General features: G+C 65.1%; 19 protein-coding genes. 5 read left to right on the forward strand and 14 right to left on the reverse strand.

Translation table 11 applies throughout. The features are described 5' to 3' along the window. Positions 1–72: 72 nt before the first annotated feature. The 4 genes from RS027_RS09655 to grpE all read right to left on the reverse strand — a co-directional run bounded on the left by RS027_RS09655 (position 73) and on the right by grpE (position 5,048). A complete protein-coding gene (locus RS027_RS09655; RefSeq protein ID WP_311956442.1) occupies positions 73–954 on the reverse strand; it encodes an EamA family transporter in 882 nt (293 codons plus the stop codon). A gap of 83 nt (positions 955–1,037) precedes the next feature. Beyond that, on the reverse strand, positions 1,038–2,186 hold the full coding sequence (gene dnaJ, locus RS027_RS09660) for a molecular chaperone DnaJ (RefSeq protein ID WP_311956443.1): 1,149 nt from the start codon (positions 2,184–2,186) through the stop codon (positions 1,038–1,040). 112 nt (positions 2,187–2,298) lie between these two features. After that, positions 2,299–4,227 carry a molecular chaperone DnaK gene (dnaK, locus tag RS027_RS09665; protein ID WP_311956444.1) on the reverse strand — a complete coding sequence of 643 codons (1,929 nt, stop codon included), beginning with the start codon at positions 4,225–4,227 and terminating at the stop codon, positions 2,299–2,301. A 152-nt stretch (positions 4,228–4,379) separates the two neighbouring features. After that, positions 4,380–5,048, reverse strand: a complete 669-nt coding sequence (gene grpE, locus RS027_RS09670) for a nucleotide exchange factor GrpE (protein ID WP_311956445.1) — start codon at positions 5,046–5,048, stop codon at positions 4,380–4,382. A 212-nt stretch (positions 5,049–5,260) separates the two neighbouring features. Between grpE and recN the strand changes: the two genes are divergently transcribed. Continuing rightward, positions 5,261–6,934, forward strand: coding sequence for a DNA repair protein RecN (gene recN / locus RS027_RS09675; protein WP_311956446.1), 1,674 nt, complete (start codon positions 5,261–5,263; stop codon positions 6,932–6,934). Positions 6,935–7,133: 199 nt separating this feature from the next. Here recN and ilvN read toward each other — a convergent pair whose 3' ends face one another. The 5 genes from ilvN to rluD form a co-directional block, all read right to left on the reverse strand. Beyond that, positions 7,134–7,625: an acetolactate synthase small subunit gene (gene ilvN / locus RS027_RS09680; RefSeq protein WP_311956447.1), complete on the reverse strand. Its 492-nt coding sequence runs from the start codon at positions 7,623–7,625 to the stop codon at positions 7,134–7,136. After that, a complete protein-coding gene (locus RS027_RS09685) occupies positions 7,625–9,349 on the reverse strand; it encodes an acetolactate synthase 3 large subunit (protein WP_311956448.1) in 1,725 nt (574 codons plus the stop codon). Before RS027_RS09685 ends, ilvN begins: the two co-directional genes overlap by 1 nt. 453 nt (positions 9,350–9,802) lie before the next feature. Then, complete coding sequence (clpB, locus tag RS027_RS09690; protein WP_311956449.1) at positions 9,803–12,406, reverse strand: ATP-dependent chaperone ClpB; 2,604 nt, start codon at positions 12,404–12,406, stop codon at positions 9,803–9,805. A gap of 121 nt (positions 12,407–12,527) precedes the next feature. Beyond that, positions 12,528–13,301, reverse strand: a complete 774-nt coding sequence (gene pgeF / locus RS027_RS09695; protein ID WP_311956450.1) for a peptidoglycan editing factor PgeF — start codon at positions 13,299–13,301, stop codon at positions 12,528–12,530. A gap of 16 nt (positions 13,302–13,317) precedes the next feature. Further along, positions 13,318–14,277 (reverse strand): 23S rRNA pseudouridine(1911/1915/1917) synthase RluD, encoded by a 960-nt coding sequence (rluD, locus tag RS027_RS09700; protein WP_311956451.1) that lies wholly within the window; start codon positions 14,275–14,277, stop codon positions 13,318–13,320. Positions 14,278–14,415: 138 nt separating this feature from the next. Here rluD and RS027_RS09705 point away from each other — a divergent pair, with 138 nt between their 5' ends. Beyond that, positions 14,416–15,219, forward strand: coding sequence for an outer membrane protein assembly factor BamD (locus RS027_RS09705; protein ID WP_311956452.1), 804 nt, complete (start codon positions 14,416–14,418; stop codon positions 15,217–15,219). A 108-nt stretch (positions 15,220–15,327) separates the two neighbouring features. Here the strand turns inward: RS027_RS09705 and RS027_RS09710 are convergent, their stop codons facing one another. Then, positions 15,328–16,962, reverse strand: coding sequence for an NAD+ synthase (locus RS027_RS09710; protein ID WP_311956453.1), 1,635 nt, complete (start codon positions 16,960–16,962; stop codon positions 15,328–15,330). Positions 16,963–17,145: 183 nt separating this feature from the next. On the opposite strand from RS027_RS09710, the gene RS027_RS09715 reads away from it, so the two are divergent. Together RS027_RS09715 and RS027_RS09720 are read left to right on the forward strand one after the other, a co-directional pair. Beyond that, positions 17,146–17,412, forward strand: a complete 267-nt coding sequence (locus RS027_RS09715; protein WP_311956454.1) for a PP0621 family protein — start codon at positions 17,146–17,148, stop codon at positions 17,410–17,412. A 178-nt stretch (positions 17,413–17,590) separates the two neighbouring features. Continuing rightward, a complete protein-coding gene (locus RS027_RS09720) occupies positions 17,591–18,112 on the forward strand; it encodes a GspH/FimT family protein (RefSeq protein ID WP_311956455.1) in 522 nt (173 codons plus the stop codon). Positions 18,113–18,130: 18 nt separating this feature from the next. On the opposite strand, the gene trxB is transcribed toward RS027_RS09720, so the two are convergent. Beyond that, complete coding sequence (gene trxB / locus RS027_RS09725; RefSeq protein WP_311956456.1) at positions 18,131–19,081, reverse strand: thioredoxin-disulfide reductase; 951 nt, start codon at positions 19,079–19,081, stop codon at positions 18,131–18,133. Between the two features lie 353 nt (positions 19,082–19,434). Here trxB and acnA point away from each other — a divergent pair, with 353 nt between their 5' ends. Beyond that, entirely contained in the window at positions 19,435–22,200 is a 2,766-nt protein-coding gene (gene acnA, locus RS027_RS09730) for an aconitate hydratase AcnA (protein ID WP_311956457.1), read from the forward strand. A gap of 115 nt (positions 22,201–22,315) precedes the next feature. On the opposite strand, the gene RS027_RS09735 is transcribed toward acnA, so the two are convergent. From RS027_RS09735 to RS027_RS09745, 3 genes are all read right to left on the reverse strand, one after another. Beyond that, complete coding sequence (locus RS027_RS09735) at positions 22,316–23,992, reverse strand: NAD-dependent malic enzyme (protein WP_311956458.1); 1,677 nt, start codon at positions 23,990–23,992, stop codon at positions 22,316–22,318. 218 nt (positions 23,993–24,210) lie between these two features. Then, positions 24,211–25,434: a YeeE/YedE family protein gene (locus RS027_RS09740; protein WP_311956459.1), complete on the reverse strand. Its 1,224-nt coding sequence runs from the start codon at positions 25,432–25,434 to the stop codon at positions 24,211–24,213. Between the two features lie 61 nt (positions 25,435–25,495). Continuing rightward, positions 25,496–26,518, reverse strand: coding sequence for a tryptophan--tRNA ligase (locus tag RS027_RS09745; protein ID WP_311956460.1), 1,023 nt, complete (start codon positions 26,516–26,518; stop codon positions 25,496–25,498). Between the last annotated feature and the right edge of the window lie 345 nt (positions 26,519–26,863).

Genomic DNA, 26,863 nt, shown 5'->3' on the forward strand with positions numbered 1-26,863 from the left:
AGGTAAACAAGAAGGAAACGGCAGCGGGTAAAAGCGTCTGCCCAGTGTAACAAAACCCGGCGCCTGGCCGGGTCAGCGCGCCGCCCTGCCGCTGGCGAGCAGCGCGATGGTCAGCACTACCAGCGCGCTTCCGGGCAGCCATACCCAGCTGATCGTCTCCGGCGACTGGGCAAACAGCAGCAGCATGGAAACAAAGGGCACCAGATAGCCGTAGGCGGTAACCGCTCCCGGCGTCAGCGCGGCGGTGGCATGCTGCATCAGCCAGAAGGTCAGCGCGCTGGAGCCCAGGCCCAGATAGATCAGCAGTAGCGCATCGCTCAGGCTCATAAGAGCAAGTGCGCCAACGGGCTCAAGCGCCAGCCCCATGGCTCCGACCAGCCCCCCGCCAAGCACCAGACTCCAGAAGGTACGCACCGCCGCCGATGCCGACAGCCGGCCGCTGGCAAGCCCCCATTTGCTGATGACCGGATACAGCGCCGAGGCCACGCAGCCGAGAAAGAACACCGCTTCACCCTTGCCAAACTGCAGGGCGCCGCCCTCGATCACGGACTCGGCCACCGCCAGCAGCAGCGCGCCGCAGGCGCCCAGCAGCAAAACGGCGAGCATGCGCCAGGCGCGGCGCTCCACGCCGAGCACAAGCCCCATGGCGTAGGCCTGCAGAGGCACGGTGACGTAGAGCGTGGCCATGGAGAGCGCCGTGGCGTGATGCGCGGCCCAGAACATGGCGCTGAAAAACCCCGCCAGGCAAAGGCCCATCACCGCGTAGAGCGGAAGCGTCCGCCACGCCGGCCAGAAATCCGGCGAGCGCCGGGCCAGCCACCAGAGCCCCGCGCAGGCGACCGCAAAGCGCAGCGCGGTGAGCAAAAGCGGCGGCAGCGCGTCAAGCCAGCCCACCACCGGAAAAGAGAGCCCGACCAGAAAGGCCCACAGCAGCATGCCCGCATGTTCACGCATCATCCGCTCCCGGCAAGAATCAATAAAAAATGCCGGCACATCCGGTGCCGGCATTCAAGCGAGGATAGCATGTCAGGCTATCGTCAGGACTTCATGTCCTCGAAGAACTTTTTCACGCCGTCGAAGAAATTGGTCTTCTTCGGCGAGTGATGGTGGCTATTGCTGCTATCAAGGCTTTCCTGAAGCTTGCCCAGCAGGTCTTTCTGCTCGTCGTTGAGGTTGACCGGGGTTTCCACGACCACCTTGCACAGAAGGTCCCCCTGGGCGCCGCCGCGTACCGGCTTGATGCCCTTGCCGCGCATGCGAAACAGCCTGCCGGTCTGGGTCTCGGGCGGAATCTTGAGCTTCACCCGGCCTTCAAGCGTAGGCACTTCCAGCTCGCCGCCGAACGCCGCGTCGACAAAGTTGATCGGCACCTCGCACTGCAGGTGGCGGCCGTCGCGCTCGAAGATGGGGTGCGGCTTGATCGCTACCTGAACGTACAGGTCCCCCGGCGGGCCGCCGTTGATGCCGGCTTCGCCTTCGGCGTTGAGGCGGATGCGATCGCCGGTATCCACGCCGGCAGGAATCTTCACCGAGAGCGTGCGGGTCTCGCGAACGCGGCCTTCGCCGTTACACTTGTGGCACGGCACCTTGATGTGCTCGCCGCCGCCGTGGCACGTGGGGCAGGTTTGCTGCACGGCAAAGAAGCCCTGCTGCATGCGCACCTGGCCAATGCCGTGACACGTCGGGCAGGTCTCCTTGGTGGAGCCGGGCTCGGCGCCGTCGCCGTCGCAGCGGTCGCAGTTGATGTGGCGCGGCACGCGGATATCCACGCTGGTGCCGGCCACGGCCTGTTCGAGGTCCAGCTCCAGGTTGTAGCGCAGATCGGAGCCGCGCGCCGGCGCGTTGGGGCCGCGGCGCCGGCCGCCGCCGCCGAAGATATCGCCGAACACGTCGCCGAAGATATCGCTGAAGTCGCCGGCGCCGCCGCCAAAGCCGCCGCCGCCGAAACCGCCGCCCTGGCCGTCTACGCCGGCATGGCCGAACTGGTCATAGGCGCCGCGCTTTTCGCTGTCGGACAGCACTTCGTAGGCTTCAGACACCTCGCGAAACTTCTCGGCGGCGGTGTCATCGTCCGGGTTACGGTCGGGGTGATACTTCTGCGCCAGGCGGCGGTAGGCCTTTTTGATCTCTTTCTGATCGGCCCCTTTATCGACCCCCAGGACTTCATAATAATCGCGTTTGGACATGCGTCCCACGCCTCCTGGTTAGCTTGAGCACTGGTTAGCTTGAATACGGCCTGCGCAAACAGCAACGCGGGAGTTGCCCCCCGCGTCGCCGCCTGCTTTTACAGAAAGCGCATTACTGCTTTTTCTGGTCGTCGTTGACTTCTTCGTACTCGGCGTCAACCACGTCGTCTTCCTGCTTGGCGCCGGCGTCTTCAGCGCTTTCACCGCCGGCCTGCTGGCCTTCCTGCTCGGCGTACATCTTCTGCGCCAGCTCGCCGGAGGCCTCGGTCAGCGCGTCGAGCTTCTTCTGGATCTCGTCCACGTCGTCACCCTTGCTGGCTTCTTCAAGCTCGGTGATCGCGGTCTCGATCTTCTGCTTCTCGTCGTCGGTGGCCTTGTCGCCGGCTTCTTCAAGCGTCTTGCGCGTGGCGTGAACCATGCCGTCGGCCTGGTTGCGCAGGGTCACCAGCTCCTCGAACTTCTTGTCCTCGTCGGCGTTGGCCTCGGCGTCCTGGACCATCTGATCGATCTCTTCGTCGGTCAGACCGCTGGAGGCCTTGATGACGATGGACTGTTCCTTGCCCGTCGCCTTGTCCTTGGCGGAGACGTTCAAAATGCCGTTGGCGTCGAGGTCGAAGGAGACTTCGATCTGCGGTACGCCGCGCGGCGCCGGCGGAATGTCGGCCAGGTCAAAGCGGCCCAGCGACTTGTTCTGCGACACCTGCTTGCGCTCACCCTGCACCGCGTGGATGGTCACGGCGGTCTGGTTGTCATCCGCGGTGGAGAAGGTCTGGGTCTTCTTCGTCGGGATGGTGGTGTTCTTCTCGATCAGCGGCGTCATCACGCCACCCATGGTCTCGATACCCAGCGTCAGCGGAGTGACGTCGAGCAGCAGCACGTCCTTGACGTCGCCGCCGAGCACGCCGCCCTGGATCGCGGCACCCATGGCTACGGCTTCGTCCGGGTTGACGTCCTTGCGCGCGTCCTTGCCGAAGAACTCGGCCACTTTTTCCTGGACCTTGGGCATGCGGGTCTGGCCGCCGACGAGGATGACGTCGTCGACTTCAGACGCGGACAGGCCGGAGTCCTTGAGCGAGATCTTGCACGGCTCCAGCGAGCGGGCGACCAGGTCTTCCACCAGCGCTTCCAGCTTGGCCCGGGTCACCTTGACGTTGAGGTGCTTGGGACCGGTGTTGTCCGCGGTGATGTAGGGCAGGTTGACGTCGGTCTGCTGGGCGCTGGAAAGCTCGATCTTGGCCTTCTCGGCGGCTTCCTTGAGGCGCTGCATGGCGAGGTTGTCGCCGGACAGATCCATGCCGCTGTCGCTCTTGAACTGGTCGACCAGGTAGTTGATCAGCGCCAGGTCGAAGTCCTCACCGCCGAGGAAGGTGTCACCGTTGGTGGCCAGCACCTCGAACTGCGTTTCGCCGTCGACGTCGGCGACTTCGATGATGGAGATATCGAAGGTGCCGCCGCCGAGGTCGTAAACCGCGATGGTGCGGTCGCCGCGGGACTTGTCCATGCCGTAGGCAAGGGCTGCCGCCGTGGGCTCGTTGATGATGCGCTTGACCTCAAGCCCGGCGATGCGGCCGGCGTCCTTGGTGGCCTGGCGCTGGCTGTCGTTGAAGTAGGCCGGCACGGTGATGACCGCTTCGGTGACGTCTTCACCGAGGTAGTCTTCGGCGGTCTTCTTCATCTTCTTGAGAATTTCCGCGCTGACCTGGGGCGGCGCCATCTTGTCGCCCTTCACTTCTACCCAGGCGTCGCCGTTGTCGGCCTTGGCGATCTTGTAGGGCACCATCTTGATGTCTTTCTGCACGACCTTATCGTCAAACTGACGGCCGATCAGGCGCTTGATGGCATAGATGGTGTTTTCCGGGTTGGTCACGGCCTGGCGCTTGGCCGCCTGACCCACAAGAATCTCGCCGTCTTCGGCGTAGGCGACGACCGACGGCGTGGTGCGGCCGCCTTCAGCGTTTTCGATGACCTTGGGGCTGTCGCCGTCGAGTACCGACAGGCAAGAGTTGGTAGTACCCAGGTCAATCCCGATTATGCGTCCCATAAGAAACCTCGAATTTGTTGATGACGCGCCGTCGCGGTGGGCGGCGTCGTGACAAAAAATGGCGTCAGCCAATCTGTGCGTTGGCGATTACCGCCGGGCTGCTGTGTTATTTGGGGGTCGCCGGCGGCATTTCAAGGGCTGTTTTAGCCGCATCACTCGGCTTTTTTGCTCACCACGACCATCGCCGGGCGCACCAGGCGGCCGTTGAGCAGATAGCCTTTCTGGATGACTTCCATCACCGTATTGGGCTCCATCTCCGGATTGGGCACCATGGTCATGGCCTCGTGGACCTGGGGGTCAAACGGCTCGCCGTGGGGGTCCACCGGCTCGACGCCGAACTTGCCGAGCACGTCCAGCTGCATCTTGAGCGTCATGGAAACGCCTTCGCGGTGGGCCTCGGTGGCGTCTTCGCCCATGGCGTCGAGGGCTTTCTCCAGGCTATCGATGACAGGGAGCAGCTCCTTGACGAACTTCTCCAGCGCGAACTTGCGCGCCTTCTCGGCGTCCTGCTCGGCCCGGCGGCGCACGTTCTGCGCCTCGGCCGCGGTGCGCATCGCCTGGTCCTTGGTATCGGCCAGCTCCTGCTCAAGCTCTTCCACCCTGGCGGCGAGCATTTCCGCTTCGGGGTTGTCGCTTTCCGCCTCGGTGCTGACGGTGTCGCCTTCGTCGTCGATCACGCTGTCAAGCTCCGCCTCAGCGGGATACGGCTCGGCCTTCTCGGCAGCTGCGCGAGCCTCGGCTTCGCCTTCCGGCGTCTGGGCGTCGTCCTGGTCGTGGCGTTCCATCTCGTCGTCGAGCGGGGTCTGGGGATCTTTAGCCATCGGTGTCTCCTGAGGAAAGCGGCTGTGATTCAGCCCATTCACGTCTTGGGTCTGAGCGGTATATGGGGATCATGTGCGTCATCTCAAGTGCCGTCTTGCGTGGTATTGCGGGCAAACTTCATCTACTGTATAAAAAACCAAATACTGAATGTTCATCCACCTCTTGCCTTCTTCCGCGCTGGCAACCGCGCTCACCGGCACCCGGAGGCCCCATGCTCACCCAGCTCGCAATCCAGGATTTCGCCATCGTTGACCGCCTGGAGCTCGATATCCAGGGCGGCATGACCGCCATCACCGGAGAAACCGGGGCGGGCAAATCCATCCTTCTGGGCGCGCTGGGGCTCTGTCTTGGGAGCCGCGCCGACACCGGCAGCGTGCGCCACGGCTGCGAGCGCGCCGATATTTCTGCGCGTTTCGACATCAGCCGCCTGCCGGCAGCCAAGGCCTGGCTTGCCGAGCGCGAGCTGCCCACCGACGAATGCCTGCTGCGCCGAGTGGTGAGCGCCGCGGGGCGCAGCAAGGCGTGGATCAACGGCCAGCCCGCCGCCATCAGCGACCTGAAGGCGCTAGGCGAGCGGCTCATCCAGATCCACGGCCAGCACGCCCATCAGGCGCTGCTGCGCGAAGAGACCCACCTGGCGCTGCTCGACGACTACGCCGGCCTCAATGACGACGCCGGCGCGCTGGCCGCGGCCTTTCGCGACTGGCAGGACGCCCGTCGCAAGCTGAAAAAGCTCCGCGATCAGGGCGACGAGGTGGAAGCCCGGCGCCAGCTGCTGCGCTATCAGGTTGAGGAGCTCGACCAGCTCGCCCTGGCCGACGACGAACTGCCAAGCCTGGAAGACGAGCAGCAGACGCTGGCCCACGCCGGGGATATCCTTCGCGATACGCAGTTCGCCGCCGACTGCTGCGAAAGCGAAGACGGCGGCGCCCTTGCACTGCTGCAGCAGGCCCAGGGCCGGCTAAGCGACCTGCCGGGCAGCGACCGCGGGGCGCTGGCCAACACCCTGACGATTCTCGATGACGCCCGCATTCAGCTGGAAGAAGCGGCCAGCGAGCTCAACCACCTGGCCGCCAGCACCGAGCTTGACCCCGAACGGCTGAACTTTGTGGAAGACCGTCTGGGCGATGCCCACCGCATTGCCCGCAAGCATCAGGTGGCCCCGGAAGAGCTGCCCGGCCTGCACGCCGCGCTGCGCGCCGAACTGGACAAGCTCGACGCCGGCGACAACGACCTGGATACCCTGAGCGAAGCGGTCAACGAGTGCGGCGAGCGCTACCGGCAGCTGGCCAAGGCGCTGGGCGAGGCCCGGCGCCGCGCCGCCACGGCCTTTGCCAGCGAGGTCCAGCAGCAGCTGGCGTTTCTGGCCATGGACAAGGCGCGCTTCGAGGTGGAGCTCGAGGCCCGGAACACTCCCTCTGCCGAAGGCCTCGAACGGGTGCAGTTCTACATCAGTGCCAACCCCGGCCAGCCGGCGCGGCCGCTGGCCAAGGTGGCCTCGGGCGGTGAGCTTTCGCGCATTAGCCTGGCCATTCAGGTGGTTGCCGCCAGCCACTCGACCATCCCCAGCCTGATCTTTGATGAGGTAGACGTCGGAGTCTCCGGCGCCACGGCGGAAATCGTCGGCCAGCTGCTGCGCCGGCTAGGGGACAGCGGCCAGGTGATGACCGTGACCCACCTGCCCCAGGTCGCCGCCCAGGCCCACTCTCATCTACACATCGAAAAGCGCGCCCGGCGCAACACCACCCGCACCGAGATGGCCCTGCTGGACGAAGGCGGGCGGGTCAGCGAGCTGGCGCGCATGCTCGGCGGCGTCAATCTCTCCGACCAGACCCTGGCCCACGCCCGGGAGATGCTCCACTCAAGCCAGCGCCCGGCGCATTGATTAATCTCAACGCGACGCTGTGCGTTCTTCTCCTGTCATAGCGAGCGAAGCGTGGCTATCTCGGTTTCCTTGCTAGCGGCACAGTGAGGAGATCACCACGTCGCTTCGCGACTCGTGATGACATCGCACCAAACGTGATGTACATGCGCATGAAAAAGGCCGCTAAAAAGCGGCCTTTTGTCTACGGGGAAAGGGCTCGCTACAGCGTCAGCACCTTTTCGCCCCGGGCAATGCCGGAGACGCCGGTGCGCGCCACTTCCAAGATGCCTACCGGGGCCATGGCCTGGAGGAAGGCATCAAGCTTGGTGGCATCGCCGGTGATCTGCACGGTGTAGAGACTCGGCGTTACGTCGACCACCTGGGCGCGGAAGATGTCCGCGGTGCGCTTGACCTCGTCCCGGGCAGCGCCCAGCGCCTTGACCTTGACCAGCATCAGCTCGCGCTCGATGTGGTTGCCCTCGGTCAGGTCCACCAGCTTGACCACGTCGATGAGCTTGTTCAGCTGCTTGGTGATCTGCTCGACCACGCGGTCGTCGCCGACGGTGGTGACCGTCAGCCGCGACAGCGACTCGTCATCGGTGGGCGCTACGTTGAGCGTTTCAATGTTGAAGTTACGCTGCGAAAACAGACCGACCACACGCGACAGGGCACCCGGTTCGTTTTCCATCAGAATCGAGATGATATGACGCATCAGGTACGCTCCGTTTTAGACAGCAGCATGTCACGCATGGAGCCTAACGGCACCTGCATCGGATAGACGTGCTCGAAGGGGTCGACTTTGACATCCAAAAACACCAGCTCGTGCTTGTCGGCAAACACCCGCTCAAGGGCCGGCGCCAGCTCATCCAGGGTGTTCACCGTAATCGCGGTGAAGCCGTAGGCCTGGGTGAGCAGATGGAAGTCGGGCATCGACTCGACGTAGGAGTGCGCGTGGCGGGACTTGTAGTTCAAGTCCTGCCACTGGCGCACCATGCCAAGCGAGGCGTTGTTCAAGTTGATGATCTTGACCCCGATGCCGTACTGCTTACAGGTGGACAGCTCCTGCATCATCATCTGAAAGCTGCCCTCGCCGGTAATGCACACCACGTCGTCGTCCGGGTAGTTAAGCTTGATGCCCATGGCCGCGGGGAAGCCAAAGCCCATGGTGCCAAGCCCGCCGGAGGTGATGAAGCGCCGCGGCTTATCGAACTTGTAGTACTGCGCGGCAAACATCTGGTGCTGGCCGACGTCGGTGGTGACAAACGCCTCGCCGTGCGTCTTTTGGCAGACGGCTTCGATCACTTCCTGGGGCTTCAGGATCTCGTCGTCCCGGGACGGCTCGTAGAGCTTGCCCGCGCGCTCGGCGCGCCAGTCCTCGATCTGCTCCCACCAGTCGCTGATAGCGTCAGGGTTGGCGATATCCTTGCCCTGGACCAGGCTGATCATCTCGTTGATCACGCTTTGGGCCGGCCCGACGATGGGCACGTCGGCGTGCACGGTCTTGGAGATCGAGCTTGGGTCCACGTCCACGTGAATGATCTTGGCCGTGGGGCAGAACTTGGAGACGTTGTTGGTCACCCGGTCGTCAAAGCGCGCGCCGATGGCGATCACCACGTCGGCATGGTGCATGGCCATGTTCGATTCATACGAGCCGTGCATGCCAAGCCACCCCAGGCACTGATTATCGCTCTGGGGGTAGGCGCCCATGCCCATCAGCGTGGTGGTAATCGGGTAGCCGAGCTTCTGCACCAGGTCGGTCAGGCCGTCGCCGGCGTTGCCCAGCACCACGCCGCCGCCGGTATAAAACACCGGGCGGCGGGCCTTGAGCATCAGCTCCACGGCCTTTTTGATCTGGCCGGTGTGGCCCCGGGTGACCGGGTTGTACGAGCGCATTTTGACCTTTTTGGGGTAAACGTACTCGTAGCGCTCGGTGGGCGCGGTCATGTCCTTGGGAATGTCCACGACGACCGGGCCCGGGCGGCCGGTCGAGGCCAGGTAATAGGCCTTTTTCAGCACCTCGGGAATCTCGGACGGGTGGCGGATCGCAAAGCTGTGCTTGACGATGGGCCGGGTCACGCCAACGATGTCAGTTTCCTGAAAGGCGTCCTCGCCGATCAGGTTGCTGGCCACTTGGCCGCACAGCACCACCATGGGAATCGAGTCCATGTAGGCGGTGGCAATGCCGGTGACCGCGTTGGTCGCGCCGGGGCCGGAGGTGACCAGCACCGTGCCTGGCTCGCCCGATGCCCGAGCGTAGCCGTCGGCGGCGTGGGTGGCGGCCTGTTCGTGACGCACCAGGATGTGCTTGACTTTGTCCTGACGGAAGAGCGCGTCATAGATATGCAGCGCCGCCCCGCCTGGGTAGCCATAAATGTATTCGACGCCCTCATCTTGCAAGAAGCGGGCGATCATATCTGCGCCGGAAAGCAGTTCCACAGTGTTTCTCCCCTGAAGGTCTCGAGTGCCATCGGCAGGCAGTTGCCCACCATGTCGAGTGCGGCGATATGCCGCTGCCGGTTACGCCGGCACCTGATGCCAAACCCTGGCATGTGACCCGGTTAGGGTCTGCACTCTCTCACGGCGGTTTACCGCGTCGGGGCGTTGGCCAGGTCGGGCGGTCAGCCCAAGCCCGGAAGTCCTTCGGCGGGTAGAGGCGTTAACGCCTACCCTTCGCGCGGGGATAGGGGGTTGCCCGTGGGTTCCGCGCCCGCAAATCAGGAACCCTCAAGATTCCATTAGCGCTCTGGCTTGTCAACCGCCGGGGCCCGCCACGGCGGGAAAACGAGCACAAAAACGCCCTGTCGCAGCAGGCGACAGGGCGTTTGACGAAAGCGCTCCGACGAAAGTGGCACCGCGGCGTGAGATTCCGCAGCGCCGCCTTCACCGTGCTCAGGCGGTGGTGAAGCGCAGCGCGCCGTCTTCGGCGGTCACGCGGATGACGCTGCCGGGGACAAACTTGCCCGCCAGCAGATCCTGGGCCAGCGGGTTTTCGATCCGGCTCTGGATCGCCCGCTTGAGCGGCCGGGCACCGAATACCGGGTCAAACCCGACCACCGCCAGCTGGGCCATGGCGTCATCGCTGACGTCAAGGCCCAGGTCGTGCTCGGCCAGCCGCGCGCGCAGGCGCTCAAGCTGAATGCCGGCAATGGCCTGAATCTGCTCTTGCCCCAGCGCGTGGAAGACCACGACTTCGTCGATACGGTTAATCAGTTCCGGGCGGAAGTGGCTGCCCACCACCTCCATCACCGCGCTGCGCATGGCGTCGTAGTCGCCGCCGCCCGCATCGCTCTGGTCGCCGCCCATGCGCTGGATGATGTCCGAACCAAGATTCGAGGTCATTACGATCACGGTGTTGCGAAAGTCCACCGTGCGGCCCTGGCCGTCGGTGAGGCGGCCGTCCTCCAGCACCTGGAGCAGGATGTTGAACACGTCCGGGTGGGCCTTTTCCACCTCGTCGAGCAGCAGCACCGAATAGGGCTTGCGGCGCACGGCCTCGGTGAGGTAGCCGCCCTCCTCGTAGCCTACGTAGCCCGGGGGCGCACCGATCAGCCGGGCCACGGAGTGCTTCTCCATAAACTCGGACATGTCCACCCGCACCATGGCTTCTTCGGTGTCGAAGAGGAAGTGCGCAAGCGACTTGCAAAGCTCGGTCTTGCCCACCCCGGTGGGGCCAAGGAACAGAAACGAACCGTTGGGCCGATGCGGGTCGGCAAGCCCCGCCCGGGAGCGGCGCACGGCGTTGGACACCGCCTGCACCGCCTCGGCCTGACCGATCACCCGCTCGTGCAGGGCGTCTTCCATGCGCAAAAGCCGGTCGCGCTCGCCTTCAAGCATCTTGGCCACGGGGATACCCGTCCAGCGCGACACCACCTCGGCGATTTCCTCCTCGGTGACGTTGGAGCGCAAGAGCTGGTGGGTGGAGGTATCAGCCTCTTCACTCTCGCTGCTTTCGGCGATCTTTTTCTCAAGCGCGGGGATGGTGCCGTACTGGATCTCCGACATCCGCCCGAGATCGCCCTGGCGCCGGGCCTGCTCCATGTCCAGCCGGGCCTGCTCAAGCTCGGCCTTGAACTGCGCCGCGCCCTGGATGCTGGCCTTTTCCGCCTTCCAGATTTCGTCGAGGTCGGCGTACTCGCGCTCCAGCTCGTGAATTTCCTCGTTGAGCGCGTCGAGGCGCTTCTGCGAGGCGGCGTCGGTTTCCTTCTTCAGCGCTTCGCGCTCCATCTTGAGCTGGATCAGCCGGCGGTCGAGGCGGTCCATCTCTTCGGGCTTGGAATCCAGCTCCATGCGGATGCGCGAGGCCGCCTCGTCGACCAGGTCGATGGCCTTGTCGGGCAGCTTGCGGTCGGTGATGTAGCGGGTGGAGAGCTTGGCCGCGGCGATGATCGCCGAGTCGGTAATGTCCACGCCGTGGTGGACCTCGTAGCGCTCCTTGAGGCCGCGCAGAATCGCCACGGTGTCTTCCTCGTTGGGCTCGTCGACCAGCACCTTCTGGAAGCGGCGCTCGAGCGCGGCGTCCTTTTCGATGTTCTGGCGGTACTCATCGAGAGTGGTGGCGCCCACGCAGTGGAGCTCGCCCCGGGCCAGCGCCGGCTTGAGCATGTTGCCGGCGTCCATCGAGCCTTCCGCCTTGCCCGCGCCCACCATGGTGTGCAGCTCGTCGATGAAGAGGATGATGCGCCCCTCTTCCTCGGACAGCTCCTTGAGCACGGCCTTCAGGCGCTCCTCGAACTCGCCGCGGAACTTGGCCCCGGCCAGCAGCGACCCCAGGTCCAGCGACAGCACGCGCTTGTCCTTCAGCCCTTCGGGCACTTCGCCGTTGACGATGCGGCTGGCCAGCCCCTCAACGATGGCGGTCTTGCCAACGCCGGGGTCGCCGATCAGCACCGGGTTGTTCTTGGTGCGCCGCTGGAGCACCTGGATGGTGCGGCGAATCTCGTCGTCGCGGCCGATGACCGGGTCGAGCTTGCCGTCGAGCGCCCGCTGGGTCAGGTCCTGGGTGTACTTGTCCAGCGCCTCCCGGGACTCCTCGGCGTTGGGGTCGGTGACGTTTTCGCCGCCGCGCACGCCGTCAATGGCGGTCTCCAACGCCCGGCGGGCAAGGCCCGCCTGCTTGAGCGCGCGGCCGGTCTCGCCGCCGGCTTCAAGCGCGGCGAGCAGCACAAGCTCCGAGGCGATAAACTGGTCGCCGCGCTTCTGGGCCTCGCGGTCGGTGAGGTTGAAAAGCTTGATCAGCTCCTTGGACGGCTGCACGTCGCCGTCGAACTGGCCCACTTTGGGCAGGTCGTCCAGCTGGTCGGTCAGGGTATCGCGCAGGGTTGAAGCGCTGCCCCCGGCTTTTTCCACCAGGGACTTCATCCCGGTATCGGCGTTGTCCAGCAGCGTGAGCAGCAGGTGAACCGGGGCAATCTGGTTGTGGCTCTGCCCAACGGCCAGCGACTGGGCATCGGCAATGGCGTTTTGCAGCCTGGCAGTAAACTTGTCGAATCGCATCTGTGCCATCCTCTTCTTAAAGCATTGTCCGCCGGGAAAACGCCGTCACGCGGCACCTTGCGGCGGTATCGGTATGCTTGACTAGATGGCGGCTGTGGGCGGGCGTTTCAAGAGGACGGCGCTAGCTTAGCCAGATGACGCTGGCCATGCGTCCGGTCTGGCCGTTGTCCCGGCGGTAGGAGTAAAAACGCGATTCGCTGGCGGTGCAAAAATGCCCGCCGCTGACTTCGTCGATGCCCAGCCGCTCAAGGCGCAGCCGGGCCAGCCGGTAAAGGTCGGCCATGTAATGGCCCAGCCGGTAGGGGCTCAGGTCGAAGGCGTCTTCGGCCTCGGGGTGGACGGCGACGAAGGCCTCGAATACCTCGGGGCCGACCTCGAACTGGGCGTTGGAAATGGCCGGTCCCAGCCAGACGATAACGTCCTCCGCCCGGGTATTGAGCGCGGCGACCGTTGCCTCGAGCACGCCGCCGGCAAGCCCGCGCCAGCCGGCGTGAGCCACGGCCACCCGGGTGCCGGCGCGGTTGCAGAAAAACACCGGCAGGCAGTCGGCGGTGAGCACCACGCAGGCGTAGTCGGCGCTGTCGGCCACGGCGGCGTCGGCCTCGGGGATCTCGCTTTGCAGGGCGGTGCGCCGCGGGTAGTGCTGCTGCACCCGGGCGCCGTGGGTCTGGTTGAGCCACAGAAACGGCCGTTCGTCGCCGGTTTCCCTGGCCAAAAGGCGCCGGCACAGGGCCACGTGGTCGGCGTTATCGCCGACGTGAGTGGCGACGTTGAAGGCGGCAAAGGCGCCCTGGCTGGGGCCGGTCTCCCGGGTGGTGGCAAAGGCGTGCACGTTGGCCGGCGCCGGCCAGTCGGGGGTAATCAGGGTTGGCGTCAAATCCGGCGCGTCGCTCATCTCGTGCCCTCCCGGCTCATCGCATCGTCTCGTGGTCTTCGCGCAGGTAGTCGAGCAGCATCAGCAGGTCATCCGGCAGCGGTGCGCGGAAGGTCACCTCCTGGCCGCTTTCGGGGTGCACAAAGCCCAGCCGGCGGGCGTGCAGCGCCTGGCGGGGGAACTCGCGCAGGATCTCCTTGAGCGTATCCGACGCCCCCGGCGGCAGCTTGGGCCGGCCGCCGTACAGCGCATCGCCGATCAGCGGGTAGCGGGCGTGGGCCATATGCACCCGTATCTGGTGGGTGCGCCCGGTTTCCAGGGTACAGCGCACGTGGGTGTGGGCGCGAAAGCGCTCGACCACGCGAAAGTGCGTCACCGCCGGCTTGCCCGAGGCGTTCACCGCCTGACGTTTGCGGTCCTTGGGGTGGCGACCGATGGGCGCGTCCACGGTGCCCCCGGCGACCGGCGTGCCGATCGCCACGGCGTCGTACTGGCGGGAGACCGTGCGCGCCTGGAGCTGCTCGACCAGCGACGTTTGCGCGGCCAGCGTCTTGGCCACCATCAAAAGCCCCGAGGTGTCCTTGTCCAGGCGGTGGACGATGCCCGCCCGGGGCACTTCGGCCACGGGCGAATGATGGTGCAAAAGCGCGTTTAACAGCGTGCCGTCGGGGTTGCCGGCGGCGGGATGGACCACCATGCCCGCGGGCTTGTTGACGATCAGCAGGTGGTCGTCTTCAAACACCACGTCAAGGGGGATGTCCTGGGCGACGAAGCGCTGCTCCTCTTCCAGAGTGGCGCTAAGCGTCAGGGTTTCATCGCCGATGAGCTTGGCTTTGGGCTTGGCCCGGGCGCCGTCCACGGTCAGCTCGCCGCGGTTGATCCAGGCTTTCAAGCGCTCGCGCGAATAGTCGCTGAACAGCTCGGCCGCCGCCTGGTCCAAGCGGGCACCGGCAAGGCCGGTCGGCACGCGCGCGGTGGCGTCAACGGTGCGGGTCATAAGAATTCCTTGCCCCCGAGCACGCCGGCGATGCCTGCGTTTTGCCTCGAGGTGTTTTATAGTGTATCAACTGCGTCCATTCTACCACGGCCATCGCCGCATTTCGGTGATCACGGCTTGATTGTCACGAGGAACTTCATGCGCGCTTTTTCCGCAGCGACCCGGCTTGGCGCCGTCGCGCTCAGCCTTACGCTACTCGCCGGCTGTGCCAGTAACGCTACCGACTCTTCCGTTGACGAGGGGAAATACGCCAACACCGGTGAACGCGAACTCTACGAGCTTGCCCGGGACGCGCTCGACCGCAGCCTCTACACCACCGCCATCGAGCGGCTGGAAGCGCTGGATTCGCGCTATCCGTTTGGCAAACACGCCGAGCAGGCCCAGCTGGAGCTGATCTACGCCTACTACGAAAACAGCAAGTGGGAAGAAGCCCGCGCCGCGGCGAGCCGCTTCGTGCGCCTGCACCCTGACCACCCCCAGGCCGACTACGCCTACTACCTGCGCGGCCTGGCGGCCTGGCAGGCCGGGCGCTTCAGCCTCGAGCGGATGCGCGTGGTCGATATTTCCAAGCGCGACCTCGGCGCCACCCGGGACGCCTACAACGACTTTCGCGACCTGCTTACCCGCTATCCGCAAAGCGACTACGCCCCGGACGCCCGCCAGCGCGTGGTCTACCTGCGCGACCTGCTGGCCCGCCACGAGCTGCACGTCGCCGACTACTATCTGCGCCGGGGCGCCTTTGTCGCGGCGGTGAAGCGCGGCCGCTGGGTGCTGGAAAACTATCCCGAGTCCAGCGCCGGCGCCGACGCCCTGGCCACCATGGTGGAAGGCTACCAGGGGCTGGGCATGGACGATCGCGCCCGGGAGGTGCTCAAGGTACTCAAGGACAACGCCCCGGACCACAAGCAGCTGAAAAACGGCGCGTTCAAGCCCAAGCATTGATAACTTATCGTGGGAGCACAACTTATTGCGCGAACGCTGTGTCAAGGCAGCCTCTTCGCGGACTGAAGTCCGCTCCCACTTCCTGGCGGAATACTTGCCCCGCCGGATCTAGTCGCCGGGCTGCCAGCCGTTGACCAAGGGGTAGCGCCGGTCGCGGCCAAAGCCCCGGGGCGTCACGCGCACGCCCACCGGCGCCTGGCGGCGCTTGTATTCGCAGCGGTCCACCAGCTTGACCACCTGATAGACGTCGTCGCGCTCAAAGCCCAGAGCGATAATCGCCTCGGCGCTCATGTCGCCTTCGATGTAGCGCTCAAGAATAGCGTCGAGCACGTCGTAGCCGGGCAGCGAGTCGCTGTCCTGCTGGTCCGGCGCCAGCTCCGCCGACGGCGGACGCTCGATGACCCGCTCGGGGATCGCCGGCGACTCGGTGTTGCGCCAGCGCGCCAGGCGGTAAACCCAGGTCTTGTAGACGTCCTTGATGGCGTTGTAGCCGCCCACCATGTCGCCGTAAAGCGTGGTGTAGCCCACGGCGATTTCGCTCTTGTTGCCGCTTGCCAGCACCATCAGGCCCTTCTTGTTGGAAATCGCCATGAGCAGCACGCCGCGGCAGCGCGCCTGCAGGTTTTCTTCGGTGGTATCGCGCTCGGTGCCCTCAAACACCCCGGCAAGCGAGGTCATGAAGGATTCCACCATAGGCTCGATGGGCATGACGTCGTAGTGCACGCCGAGCATATCGGCCTGCCGGGCGGCGTCCTCCCGGGAGATATCGGCGGTGTAGTGGTAGGGCATCATCACCGCCTGCACCCGCTGCGGGCCCAGCGCATCCACGGCGATGGCCAGTGACAGCGCCGAATCGATGCCGCCGGAAAGCCCCAGCACCACGCCGTCAAACCCGCTCTTGTTGACGTAGTCACGCAGGCCGGTCACCAGCGCGCAGTAAAGGCTCTCTTCGGGCTCGACGTCGGGCTCGACCTCGCCGGACATCACCGTCCAGGCGCTGGCGCTTTGCTGGCGCAGCGCCACCGGCATCAGCCCCGGCTGCCAGTAAGGCGCCAGCACGGCAAGCTCGCCTTCGCCGTCCAAACAGCAGGAGCCGCCGTCGAACACCAGCTCGTCCTGGCCGCCAATGGCGTTGACGTACACCAGCGGGCACTGCGCCTGGGCCGCGCGGGCTTCCATCAGGCGCAGGCGCTCGGCGGGCTTTTGCTGGTGGTAGGGCGAGGCGTTCAGCGTCACGATCACGTCGGCGCCGGCGTCGCGCACGGCCTCCAGCGGCGCCTCGTCCCACAGGTCCTCGCAGATTAAAAGGCCAAGCGACACGCCCCGGTGCTCGTGAACCAGAGGCTTCTCGCCAGGCGTGAAATAGCGCTGCTCGTCGAACACCTGATAGTTGGGCAGCACCTGCTTGGCGTACTCGGCCTCCCACTGGCCGTTGTACAGCACGCCGGCGAGGTTATAGCGCTTGCCTTCGCGCACGCCGGGGTAGCCGATGATCACCATCACATCCGGGGAGACCTTTTCCGCCATGACGGCCCGAGCCTCGCGCAGGCGCGCCTCCATGGAGGGGCGAAGCAGCAGGTCCTCGGGCGGATAGCCGGACAGAAACAGCTCCGGGAAGACCACGATATCCGCCCCATGCTCGATGCGCGCCTCGCGCACGGCTTCAACGGCCCGGGCGGCGTTACCCGGAATGTCTCCCACCAGGGGGTCGAACTGCGCCATCACCAGCGTCAAATCTTGCATGGGCGTTGAAATCTCTTGAAAATCTGAAGTCGGGAGAACCGGAAGGCCGAGCGCAAGCAGCGCCAACGGCGGCACCGGCTCAGGCGTTCACCGCTGTTTTTACACGGCGTCTTGTGGCATTGTCCCGCAAGCACTGCCGGCTGGCAAAGGCCAGGCGCGCACGACTCTCGGGAGACACTAAGGATGAACCTCTTGATCATTCGGCTGATTCTTTTTGGCGTCATATTTTTCGCCGGCCTGAAGCTTTACGGCATCTACCGCGAATGGAAACTCGAACGCGAGGCGCGCCTTGAGCGCGAAAACCGCCACGAAGGCGGGAAGATGGTGCGCTGCCGCTGGTGCGACGTCCACGTGCCGGAAAACGAAGCCCTGCGCGAACGCGCCGAATGGTTCTGCTGCCCCGCCCACCGCGATCGCTTCCTCGCCGAGCAGGACAAGCCCTCGCCCTGAACGCCCGCTGCGCCTGTGCCTTGAGTCTTGTGCCCTCCACAGCCTGCCTCAGCCGCCCGCCGGCGCCGGGCGATGTCCTACCGCCCTTATCCGCTTTGTCTTACGCCCGCCCGACCTTGCGCTCCTAGCATGACCCCATGGCCCGAGATTCGGGCCACGGCAAACGGGGAGGTGCGCCATGGCAGCGAGCGCTCAGCGGGGGACGATGCTACTCGAGCTGCTGGTAGTGCTGGCACTGGTCGTGCTGCTGGCAAGCGTGGGCTATCCGCAAATGCGCGGCCTGGCAGAGCGCAGCGCCCAGCGGGCGGCGCTAGGCCAGCTGCAGAGCGCGCTGGCGCTGGCCCGGCATACGGCCATCACCCGCAGCGAGCGCGTGTTTGTCTGCCCCCGGGCCGGCAGCCGCAACGCCTGCGGTCTTGACTGGGGCCGCACCCTGCTGGTCGTCACCGGCGACACCCGCGCGCCGCTGCCGGCGGAGCGCATTGTGCGCGTGTTTCCCAAGGTGGAAGCCCGGATTACCTACAACCGCGGCTGGCGGCGCGTGCGCTTCAGCCCGCTGGGCCACAGCAGCGGGCACAACGGCACCTTTACCCTGTGCCCCGCGGGCAATGTAGCTTCCGGCGGCCACAACACCCTGGTACTCAGCCAGCTCGGGCGCACCAGCGTGAGTCACACCCCCGGCGTCTGCGCTGCCTCCTAGCCGGGCCCAAGCGGCGCCTTAAGCCAGGCCGTCCAGGTAGCGCTCGGCGTCGAGTGCCGCCATGCAGCCGCTGCCCGCGGAGGTGATGGCCTGGCGGTAGACGTGGTCCATGACGTCGCCCGAGGCGAACACCCCGGGCACGCTGGTCGCGGTGGCGTTGCCGTTAAGCCCCGAGGTCACCTCGATGTAGCCGCCGTTCATCTTCAGCTGGCCTTGGAACATGTCGGTGTTGGGGCTATGGCCAATGGCGATGAACACGCCCGGGACGTCCAGCTCCTTGGCGCTGTCGTCCCGGGTGGATTTGAGCCGCGCGCCGGTAACGCCGGTGTTGTCGCCCAACACCTCGTCCAGGGTGTAGTTCCACTCCAGCACCACCTTGCCTTCTTCAGCTTTCTCAAACAGCTTGTCCTGGAGGATTTTCTCCGCCCGCAGCGAGTCGCGACGGTGTACCAGGGTGACTTTCGAGGCAATGTTGGTCAGGTACAGCGCTTCTTCCACGGCGGTATTGCCGCCGCCCACCACGATGACTTCCTTGTTGCGGTAGAAAAACCCGTCGCAGGTAGCACAGGCCGAGACCCCCTGGCCCATGAACTGTTGCTCGGAGGGCAGGCCCAGGTAGCGGGCGCTGGCGCCGGTGGCGATGATCAGCGCATCGCAGGTGTAAACGCCGTTGTCACCGGTCAGGGTGAAGGGCCGCTCGCCCAGGCTTACCTCATTGATGTGATCGAACAGCACCTCGGTATCAAAACGCTCGGCGTGGGCCTTCATGCGCTCCATCAGCGCCGGGCCCTGCACGCCCTCGGCATCGCCCGGCCAGTTATCCACGTCGGTGGTCGTGGTCAGCTGCCCGCCGGCCTGCATGCCGGTAATCAACAGCGGCTTCAAGTTGGCACGCGCCGCGTACACCGCCGCCGTATAACCGGCCGGGCCGGAGCCGAGAATGATCAAACGTTCGTGCCGCGTTTCCATGAAAACACCTTTCTTCGTCAACAGGGTAATGAGTCCAACAGGGCCATGAGCCAACCGGGCTCGTGAGCCGGCCCGGGCGCTGCGCGCCGGGCCCGTGCAGGGTGCGCCCGGCGCCGCAGATACGCAAGGCCGAGGCCGGTTGGACCTTAGCCATTGGGCGTAGATCCTTGAAACCGCCCTCGCCAGCACCCATCTACTATGGCTAGGATGAGCCATATTAAAGGAAAGCCGCTAAAGAAGAACAACGGCCGCCGCGCCGGACGCCGTGCCCGTGCCAGCCCCATAGCGTAACGGGCAACGCGAGCGCCTGTCGCGCCAGGCCATCCGTGGTCTAGTCAGCAGAGGAGAAAGGCATGAGCCAGATACCCGATACGCGCCAGACACTCGATGTCGGCAGCCAGACGTATCATTACTACAGCCTTCCCAAGGCAGCTGAGGCGCTGGGCAACATCGACCGTCTGCCCAAGACGCTCAAGATTCTACTCGAAAACCAGCTGCGCTTCGCCGACGACGAAAGCGTCGAAGCCGCCGACCTCCAGGCGCTGGTCGACTGGCAGAAAGAGGGCAAGTCCAGCCGCGAGATCGGCTATCGTCCTGCCCGGGTGCTGATGCAGGACTTCACCGGCGTGCCCGGCGTGGTTGACCTGGCCTCCATGCGCAACGCGGTGCAGGCGCTCGGCGACGACCCGGCACGTATCAATCCGCTATCGCCGGTGGATCTGGTCATCGACCACTCGGTGATGGTGGACGAATTCGGCAATGCCCAGGCCTTTACCAACAACGTGGAAATCGAGATGCAGCGCAACCGCGAGCGCTACGAGTTTCTGCGCTGGGGCCAGCACGCCTTTGACAATTTCCGCGTGGTGCCGCCGGGCACCGGTATCTGCCACCAGGTCAACCTTGAGTACCTGGGCAAGACCGTCTGGTCCAAGGAAGTCGACGGCAAAACCTACGCCTTCCCCGACACTCTGGTGGGTACCGACTCCCACACCACCATGATCAACGGCCTGGGCATTCTTGGCTGGGGCGTGGGCGGCATCGAAGCCGAAGCCGCGATGCTCGGCCAGCCGGTGTCCATGCTGATTCCCGAAGTCGTCGGCTTCAAGCTCGACGGCAAGCTGCGCGAAGGCATCACCGCCACGGACCTGGTGCTGACCGTGACCCAGATGCTGCGCGACAAGGGCGTGGTGGGCAAGTTCGTCGAGTTCTACGGCGACGGCCTGAAAGACCTGCCCCTGGCCGACCGCGCCACCATTGCCAACATGTCGCCGGAATTCGGCGCCACCTGCGGCTTCTTCCCGGTGGACGAAGAAACCCTGCGCTACCTGCGCCTGACCGGCCGCGACGACGAGCAGATTGAGCTGGTCGAAGCCTACAGCAAGGCCCAGGGCCTGTGGCGCGAGCCCGGCGCCGAGCCGGTCTTCAGCGACACCCTGGCGCTGGACATGGGCGACGTAGAAGCCAGCCTGGCCGGCCCCAAGCGCCCCCAGGACCGGGTGGCACTGGGCGACATGAAGAAAACCTTCGAGCGGATCCTCGAAGACGAGAAGAAAACCAAGGAGACCACGCCCGGGGTCAAACGCACCGCGTCCGAAGAGAAAGGTCGCCTGTTTTCCGAAGGCGGACAAACCGCCGTGGGCGTCGAGCGCAGCTACGAGGAGCCCGAAAGCCAGCCGGTGAACTACCGCGGCCAGGAGTTCAAGCTCAACCCGGGTGCCGTGGTCATCGCCGCGATCACCTCGTGCACCAACACCTCCAACCCCAGCGTGATGATGGCCGCCGGGCTTCTGGCGCGCAACGCCCGGGAAAAGGGCCTGGCAACCCAGCCCTGGGTGAAGACCTCGCTGGCCCCCGGTTCCAAAGTGGTCACCGACTACCTCGCCGCCGCCGGACTCAACGACGACCTGGACGCCCTGGGCTTCCACCTGGTGGGCTACGGCTGCACCACCTGTATCGGTAACTCCGGCCCGCTGCCCGACGCAATCGAGAAGGCCGTCGACGACGGCGATCTGACCGTCGCTTCGGTGCTCTCGGGCAACCGCAACTTCGAAGGCCGCATCCATCCCCAGATCAAGACCAACTGGCTGGCCTCGCCGCCCCTGGTGGTGGCATACGCGCTGGCTGGCAACGTGCAGGTCGACCTCAGCACAGAGCCGCTGGGCCAGGACAGCGACGGCAACCCGGTCTACCTCAAGGACATCTGGCCGTCCCAGGCCGAGATCGCCAAGGCCGTAGAGCAGGTCAACACCGAAATGTTCCACAAGGAATACTCGGCGGTGTTCGAAGGCGACGAGACCTGGAAGGCCATCGACGTGCCCCAAAGCCAGGTCTACGAATGGCCCGATTCCACCTACATTCAGCACCCGCCCTTCTTTGACGGCATGAAGCGCGAGCCCGACACCGTCGAAGACGTGAAAAACGCTCGGGTGCTGGCGATGCTCGGCGATTCGGTCACCACCGACCACATCTCGCCGGCCGGTGCCATCAAGCCCGACAGCCCGGCAGGGCGCTACCTGCAGGATTACGGCATCAAGCCGGTGGACTTCAACTCCTACGGCTCCCGGCGCGGCAACCACGAAGTGATGATGCGCGGCACCTTCGCCAACGTGCGTATTCAAAACGAAATGCTCGACGGCGTGGTTGGCGGCCAAACTCGCCACGTGCCCAGCGGCGAGCAGATGGCGATTTACGACGCCGCCATGAAGTACCAGGAGGAGGATACCCCACTGGTGGTCATCGCCGGCAAGGAATACGGCACCGGCTCCTCCCGGGACTGGGCGGCCAAGGGCACGCGCCTGCTGGGCGTGCGCGCCGTACTCGCCGAGTCCTACGAGCGTATCCACCGCTCCAACCTGATCGGCATGGGCGTGGTACCGCTGCAGTTCCCCGAGGGGCAGGACCGCAAGGCGCTGGGCCTGACCGGCGACGAAGAGGTCTCCATCGAGGGGCTCTCCGACCTGACCCCGGGCGGCAACGTCAAGGTCACCATCAAGACCGCCGACGGCAAAGAGCACAAGCTCGACGCCAAATGCCGCATCGACACCGACAACGAGCTTGCGTACTACCGCCACGGCGGCATCCTGCACTACGTGCTGCGCAAGATGATCGGCGCGGCGTAAGCGTATCGCTGCCACGGCTTGAATGCCGTCATGCAAAAGCCCCCGTTAGCTTGGCTGGCGGGGGCTTTTTTTTGCTTCATCGCAGACTGGCGCGCCGCCTCAAAGCGCCGAGCGCTTATACGGCGCTACGGCGGTAGGTGCGATACTCGGGCTCCCAGCAGTTGTGCTGAATGGCCTCGCGCAGCCGGTTGCCGTCGGTTTTCAGCGCCACGCCGTCGTGCTGGGCCTGGGCGGCCACCTCGAAGGCAATGGCCATGCTGATCTCGCGGATGCGCGACAGCGGCGGCAAAAGTGCCCCTTTGCCCTCCTTGACCAGCGGCGCTTCCCGGGCAAGCGCTCTGGATGCGCTCATGAGCATCTCGTCGGTGACCTTGGAGGCGTTGGCCGAGACCACGCCAAGGCCGATGCCGGGGAAAATATAGGCGTTGTTGCACTGGGCGATGGGAATGCTGCGGCCGTTGTGCACGATCGGTTCAAAGGGGCTTCCGGTAGCGACCAGGGCAGCGCCGTTGGTCCACTCAAGGATATCTTCGGGCACCGCCTCCGCCTGGGAGGTGGGGTTGGACAGCGGGAAAATCACCGGGTTCTCGCAGTGCTCATGCATGGTGCGAACCACGCGCTCGGTGAAGATGCCCTTCTGCCCGCACACGCCGATCAGCACGGTCGGCTTGACCTGGGCGACGGTCTCGTCGAGCCCCTGACCCTGCCATTCGGCGGCCACCGAAGGGTCATGAGCCAGCCGGCGCTGGAAGTCCCGATGCCAGTCCTGGTCGGTGGTCATCAGCCCGTCGCGGTCGACCATGTAAACCCGCTCCCGGGCCTTTTCTTCGCTCATCCCCTGGGTCTGCATGGCGACGATCACCTGCTCGGCGATGCCGCAGCCGGCGGAGCCGCCGCCGACAAACACCACGCGCTGGTCGGCAAGCGTCTCCTGGCGCGCCTGGCAGGCGGCCATCAGCGTGCCGACTACCACAGAAGCGGTGCCCTGAACGTCGTCGTTGAAGCAGCACAGCTCGTCGCGGTAGCGCTCCAACAGCGGCACGGCGTTGGCCTGGGCAAAGTCCTCGAACTGGACCAGCGCGTCGGGCCAGCGACGCTTCACCCCGGCGATGAATTCGTCCATGAAGGCGTCGTACTCTTCCTGGCTCACGCGCTTGTGGCGCCAGCCCATGTACATGGGGTCGTCGAGCAGTGCCTGGTTGTTGGTGCCCACGTCGATCGTGATCGGCATCGTATAGGCCGGGCTGATGCCGCCGCAGGCGGTATAGAGGGCGAGCTTGCCGATGGGAATGCCCATGCCGCCGATGCCCTGGTCGCCAAGCCCCAGGATGCGCTCGCCGTCGGTCACCACAATGACCTTGATCTTTTCCTTGGTCGCGCTGCGCAGGATGTCGTCCATGTACTCGCGGTCGGGGTAGTTGATGAAAAGCCCCCGGTGGTTGCGGTAGATGTTGGAAAACTCCTGGCACGCCTTGCCCACCGTCGGGGTGTAGATGATCGGCAGCATTTCTTCCAGGTGTTCCGTCACCAGGCGGAAGTACAGCGTCTCGTTGTCGTCCTGAATGGCGCGCAGGTAGATGTGGCGCTCCAGGTCGCTGTTGCACTGCTGGTACTGGCGATAGGCGCGCTCCACCTGATCCTCGATGGTCTCCCGGTCCTGGGGCAAAAGTCCGATGAGGTTAAAGGCCACGCGCTCTTCCCCGGAAAACGCACTGCCCTTGTTCAGCAGCGGCATTTCCAGCAGGGACGGACCGGCGTAGGAGATATATAATGGGCGCTTGCTCATGGTCATGGCTACTCTCTACCAGATGAATCGACTAACCGTTGCGGCCGGCAGTGGCGGCCAGGGCGCATTACGACGCCCTTGGCCGGAGCGGCCCACCAGTCTTGAATACCGGCTGTGAAAACCGATTGTGGAAAACGTTTTTGAAAACAGTCTCGCTTAATGTAACACGCCGGCGACGCAAAAACCGGGGTCATCCTCAGTTGGCATAGCGTATTGGTGACAGGCTAGGACGTTTTGGCCACGGGCCGCCGCGCCGCCTCGCCGGTGAAGAACAACGGGCGCAGTTTGACCCCCAGCATATTGCCGGCAAAGGCGGCCACCAGCCACAGCCAGCCGTGCAGGCTGCCCGAAGCAATGCCGCTGAAATAGGCGCCAATGTTGCAGCCAAACGCCAGCCGCGCGCCGTAGCCCAGCAGCAGGCCGCCGATCACCGCCGCCACGACCGAACGCAGCGGAATGCGAAAGTTCGGCGCAAAGCGCCCGGCAAGGCTTGCCGCCGCCAGCGCGCCGAGCATGATGCCGACGTTCATCACCGTGGTAATGTCGCCCCAGACGCTTGCCTCGAGGGCGGCGGCGTTGCCCGGCGACTGCCAGTAGCCCCACTGGGTAACGTCGCCGCCGAGCAGCGAGAAGCCCTTGGCCCCCCACAGCGCAAACGCCGCGGTAATGCCCCAGGGCCGCCCGGCAAGGGCCAGGGTGGCAAAGTTCAAAAGCGCCAGCCCAACCGCCCCCGCCAGCAGCGGCCAGGGGCCGGCCAGCAGCCGCTCAAGGCCACGCCGCGGCGCCGGGGCAGTGCGCTCCAGCTCGCCGTAGCGGCGCTTTTCCAGCACCACCGTGGCCGCAGCAATGGCGGCGAACAGCAAAAGGCTTATCGCCATGCCGCCGTAGGCGCCGCCAACGTCGACAAGCGACACCGGCGGCAGCGCCGGAAGCTCCGTCCAGAAGCGGAAATGCGCGGTGCCGATCACCGAGCCGACGATAAAAAATACAAGCGTGATCAGCATGCGGGCGTTGCCGCCGCCGGCGGTAAACAGCGTGCCCGACGCGCAGCCGCCGCCCAGCTGCATCCCCAGGCCGAACAGGAAAGCGCCCACCAGCACCGAGATGCCCAGCGGGGCGACAAAGCCCTCCACCGCGACGCCGTTCAGGCTACCCGCCCCCAGCGCAGGGAAGAACAGCACCACGGCCACGGCCAGCATCAGCATTTGCGCGCGCAGCCCGCGGCCCCGGCGCCGGGTAATCAGCACCCGCCAGGCCGAGGTAAAGCCAAAAGCGGCGTGGTATAGCACCGCGCCAAAGAGCCCGCCGACAATCAGCAAAAGGCCGACGTTGGCAGCAAACAGCGCGCCGAGCAGCACGCTGCCCAGCACCACCGCGGCCGTTGCCAGCCCGGCGATGCGGTAGCGCGCCACCGGCGGACGGGGCTCGCCTACAGAAGCGTCACTCATCGCATTCGTCCCGTTGTTGACTGCACCATTGTGGATGGAGCAGTGATGAATCGAGCAAGCGTCAGATAAAGCGGCCAAGCCCCGCGGCGTGGCGCAGCTTGTCCATGGTCACGGCGGCCTCTTCTCGGGCGCGCTCGGCGCCCTTCTCAAGCACTGCCTCAATATGGCCGGGATCTTCCATCAGGGCATTATAGCGCTCCCGGGGGCCGCTTAAGTGGGCGTTGAGGTGCTCGAACACCGCGTTCTTGGCGTCGCCCCAGCCGATGCCCTCGGCGTAGCGTTCGCGCATGGCGGCGGTCTCCTCCGCCGTGGCAAAGGCCGCGTAGATCTGGAACAGCGTGCAGCTCTCCGGGTCCTTGGGCTCGCCGGGCTCAAGCGAGTTGGTCTTGATCTTGCGCACCAGCTTCTGCAGCTTTTTCTCGGAGACGAACAGCGGAATGGTGTTGTTGTAGCTTTTGGACATCTTGCGCCCGTCGAGCCCGCCCAGCACCTCGACGCTTTCGTCCACCGCCGCTTCGGGCAGGGTGAAGTACTCGCCCTTGTAGAGGTGGTTGAAGCGCCCGGCGATGTCCCGGGCCATCTCGATGTGCTGGATCTGGTCGCGGCCCACCGGCACGCGGTTGGCGTTGAACATCAGGATATCCGCCGCCATCAGCACCGGGTAGCCGAAAAGCCCCATGGTGATGCCCTTGTCGGCGTCCTGGCTGCCGGCCTCCTGGTTCTCGGCCACCGCCGCCTTGTAGGCGTGGGCGCGGTTCATCAGGCCCTTGGCCGAGACGCAGGAGAGCATCCAGGTGAGCTCGGGGATTTCGCGAATGTCGGACTGGCGGTAAAAAATGGCGTTGTCGGTATCCAGCCCCAGCGCCAGCCAGGTGGCGGCGATTTCCAGCCGCGACTGCTGCACGCGCCTGGGGTCCTGACACTTGATCAGGGCATGGTAGTCGGCGAGGAAGTAGAACGACTGCACGCTGGGGTCCTGGCTTGCCTCGATGGCGGGCTTGATGGCGCCCACGTAGTTGCCCAGGTGCGGCGTGCCGGTGGTGGTGATGCCGGTCAGCACGCGGGTTTTCGGTGAATCGGTCATGGTTACGCACTTATTGTCAACGAAGTCAGGCGGCTATTATCACACAGTTAACCGTAAACCTTGAGCCGAGCCGGGGACAGGTCTGCACGGGGCGCTGTAAATCCATCCCTGGACGCTACCTACGCCATCCTTGGCGTAGAACCCCTTTGCGACCTGTCCCGGCTCTGCCATACGCTGCGGTACTCCTGCCCGGCGGCGGTCAGTGCCAGTAAAGTTTATCCCCCCTAGGGGGCGTTAACAATTAGGCCAGCCATATGGCGGCTGACACGAGGCAGAGGAGTGACTGGTAGTTTCTTGCCAGTCGCTCATAGCGTGTAGATAACCGCCGGAACTTCTTGATTTTCT

It is taken from the genome of Halomonas garicola (assembly GCF_031935715.1).
Taxonomy (GTDB): Bacteria; Pseudomonadota; Gammaproteobacteria; order Pseudomonadales; family Halomonadaceae; genus Vreelandella; species Vreelandella garicola.

Excerpts from the sequence above, each read along its gene's own strand:
- RS027_RS09735 (WP_311956458.1), bottom strand. The coding sequence starts at position 23,992 with ATGACCATGAGCAAGCGCCCATTATATATCTCCTACGCCGGTCCGTCC.
- RS027_RS09655 (WP_311956442.1), bottom strand. The coding sequence starts at position 954 with ATGCGTGAACATGCGGGCATGCTGCTGTGGGCCTTTCTGGTCGGGCTC.
- acnA (WP_311956457.1), top strand. The coding sequence starts at position 19,435 with ATGAGCCAGATACCCGATACGCGCCAGACACTCGATGTCGGCAGCCAG.
- RS027_RS09745 (WP_311956460.1), bottom strand. The coding sequence starts at position 26,518 with ATGACCGATTCACCGAAAACCCGCGTGCTGACCGGCATCACCACCACC.
- RS027_RS09740 (WP_311956459.1), bottom strand. The coding sequence starts at position 25,434 with ATGAGTGACGCTTCTGTAGGCGAGCCCCGTCCGCCGGTGGCGCGCTAC.
- RS027_RS09710 (WP_311956453.1), bottom strand. The coding sequence starts at position 16,962 with ATGCAAGATTTGACGCTGGTGATGGCGCAGTTCGACCCCCTGGTGGGA.
- recN (WP_311956446.1), top strand. The coding sequence starts at position 5,261 with ATGCTCACCCAGCTCGCAATCCAGGATTTCGCCATCGTTGACCGCCTG.
- dnaK (WP_311956444.1), bottom strand. The coding sequence starts at position 4,227 with ATGGGACGCATAATCGGGATTGACCTGGGTACTACCAACTCTTGCCTG.
- ilvN (WP_311956447.1), bottom strand. The coding sequence starts at position 7,625 with ATGCGTCATATCATCTCGATTCTGATGGAAAACGAACCGGGTGCCCTG.
- trxB (WP_311956456.1), bottom strand. The coding sequence starts at position 19,081 with ATGGAAACGCGGCACGAACGTTTGATCATTCTCGGCTCCGGCCCGGCC.
- grpE (WP_311956445.1), bottom strand. The coding sequence starts at position 5,048 with ATGGCTAAAGATCCCCAGACCCCGCTCGACGACGAGATGGAACGCCAC.
- dnaJ (WP_311956443.1), bottom strand. The coding sequence starts at position 2,186 with ATGTCCAAACGCGATTATTATGAAGTCCTGGGGGTCGATAAAGGGGCC.
- RS027_RS09715 (WP_311956454.1), top strand. The coding sequence starts at position 17,146 with ATGAACCTCTTGATCATTCGGCTGATTCTTTTTGGCGTCATATTTTTC.
- RS027_RS09720 (WP_311956455.1), top strand. The coding sequence starts at position 17,591 with ATGGCAGCGAGCGCTCAGCGGGGGACGATGCTACTCGAGCTGCTGGTA.
- RS027_RS09705 (WP_311956452.1), top strand. The coding sequence starts at position 14,416 with ATGCGCGCTTTTTCCGCAGCGACCCGGCTTGGCGCCGTCGCGCTCAGC.
- pgeF (WP_311956450.1), bottom strand. The coding sequence starts at position 13,301 with ATGAGCGACGCGCCGGATTTGACGCCAACCCTGATTACCCCCGACTGG.
- rluD (WP_311956451.1), bottom strand. The coding sequence starts at position 14,277 with ATGACCCGCACCGTTGACGCCACCGCGCGCGTGCCGACCGGCCTTGCC.
- clpB (WP_311956449.1), bottom strand. The coding sequence starts at position 12,406 with ATGCGATTCGACAAGTTTACTGCCAGGCTGCAAAACGCCATTGCCGAT.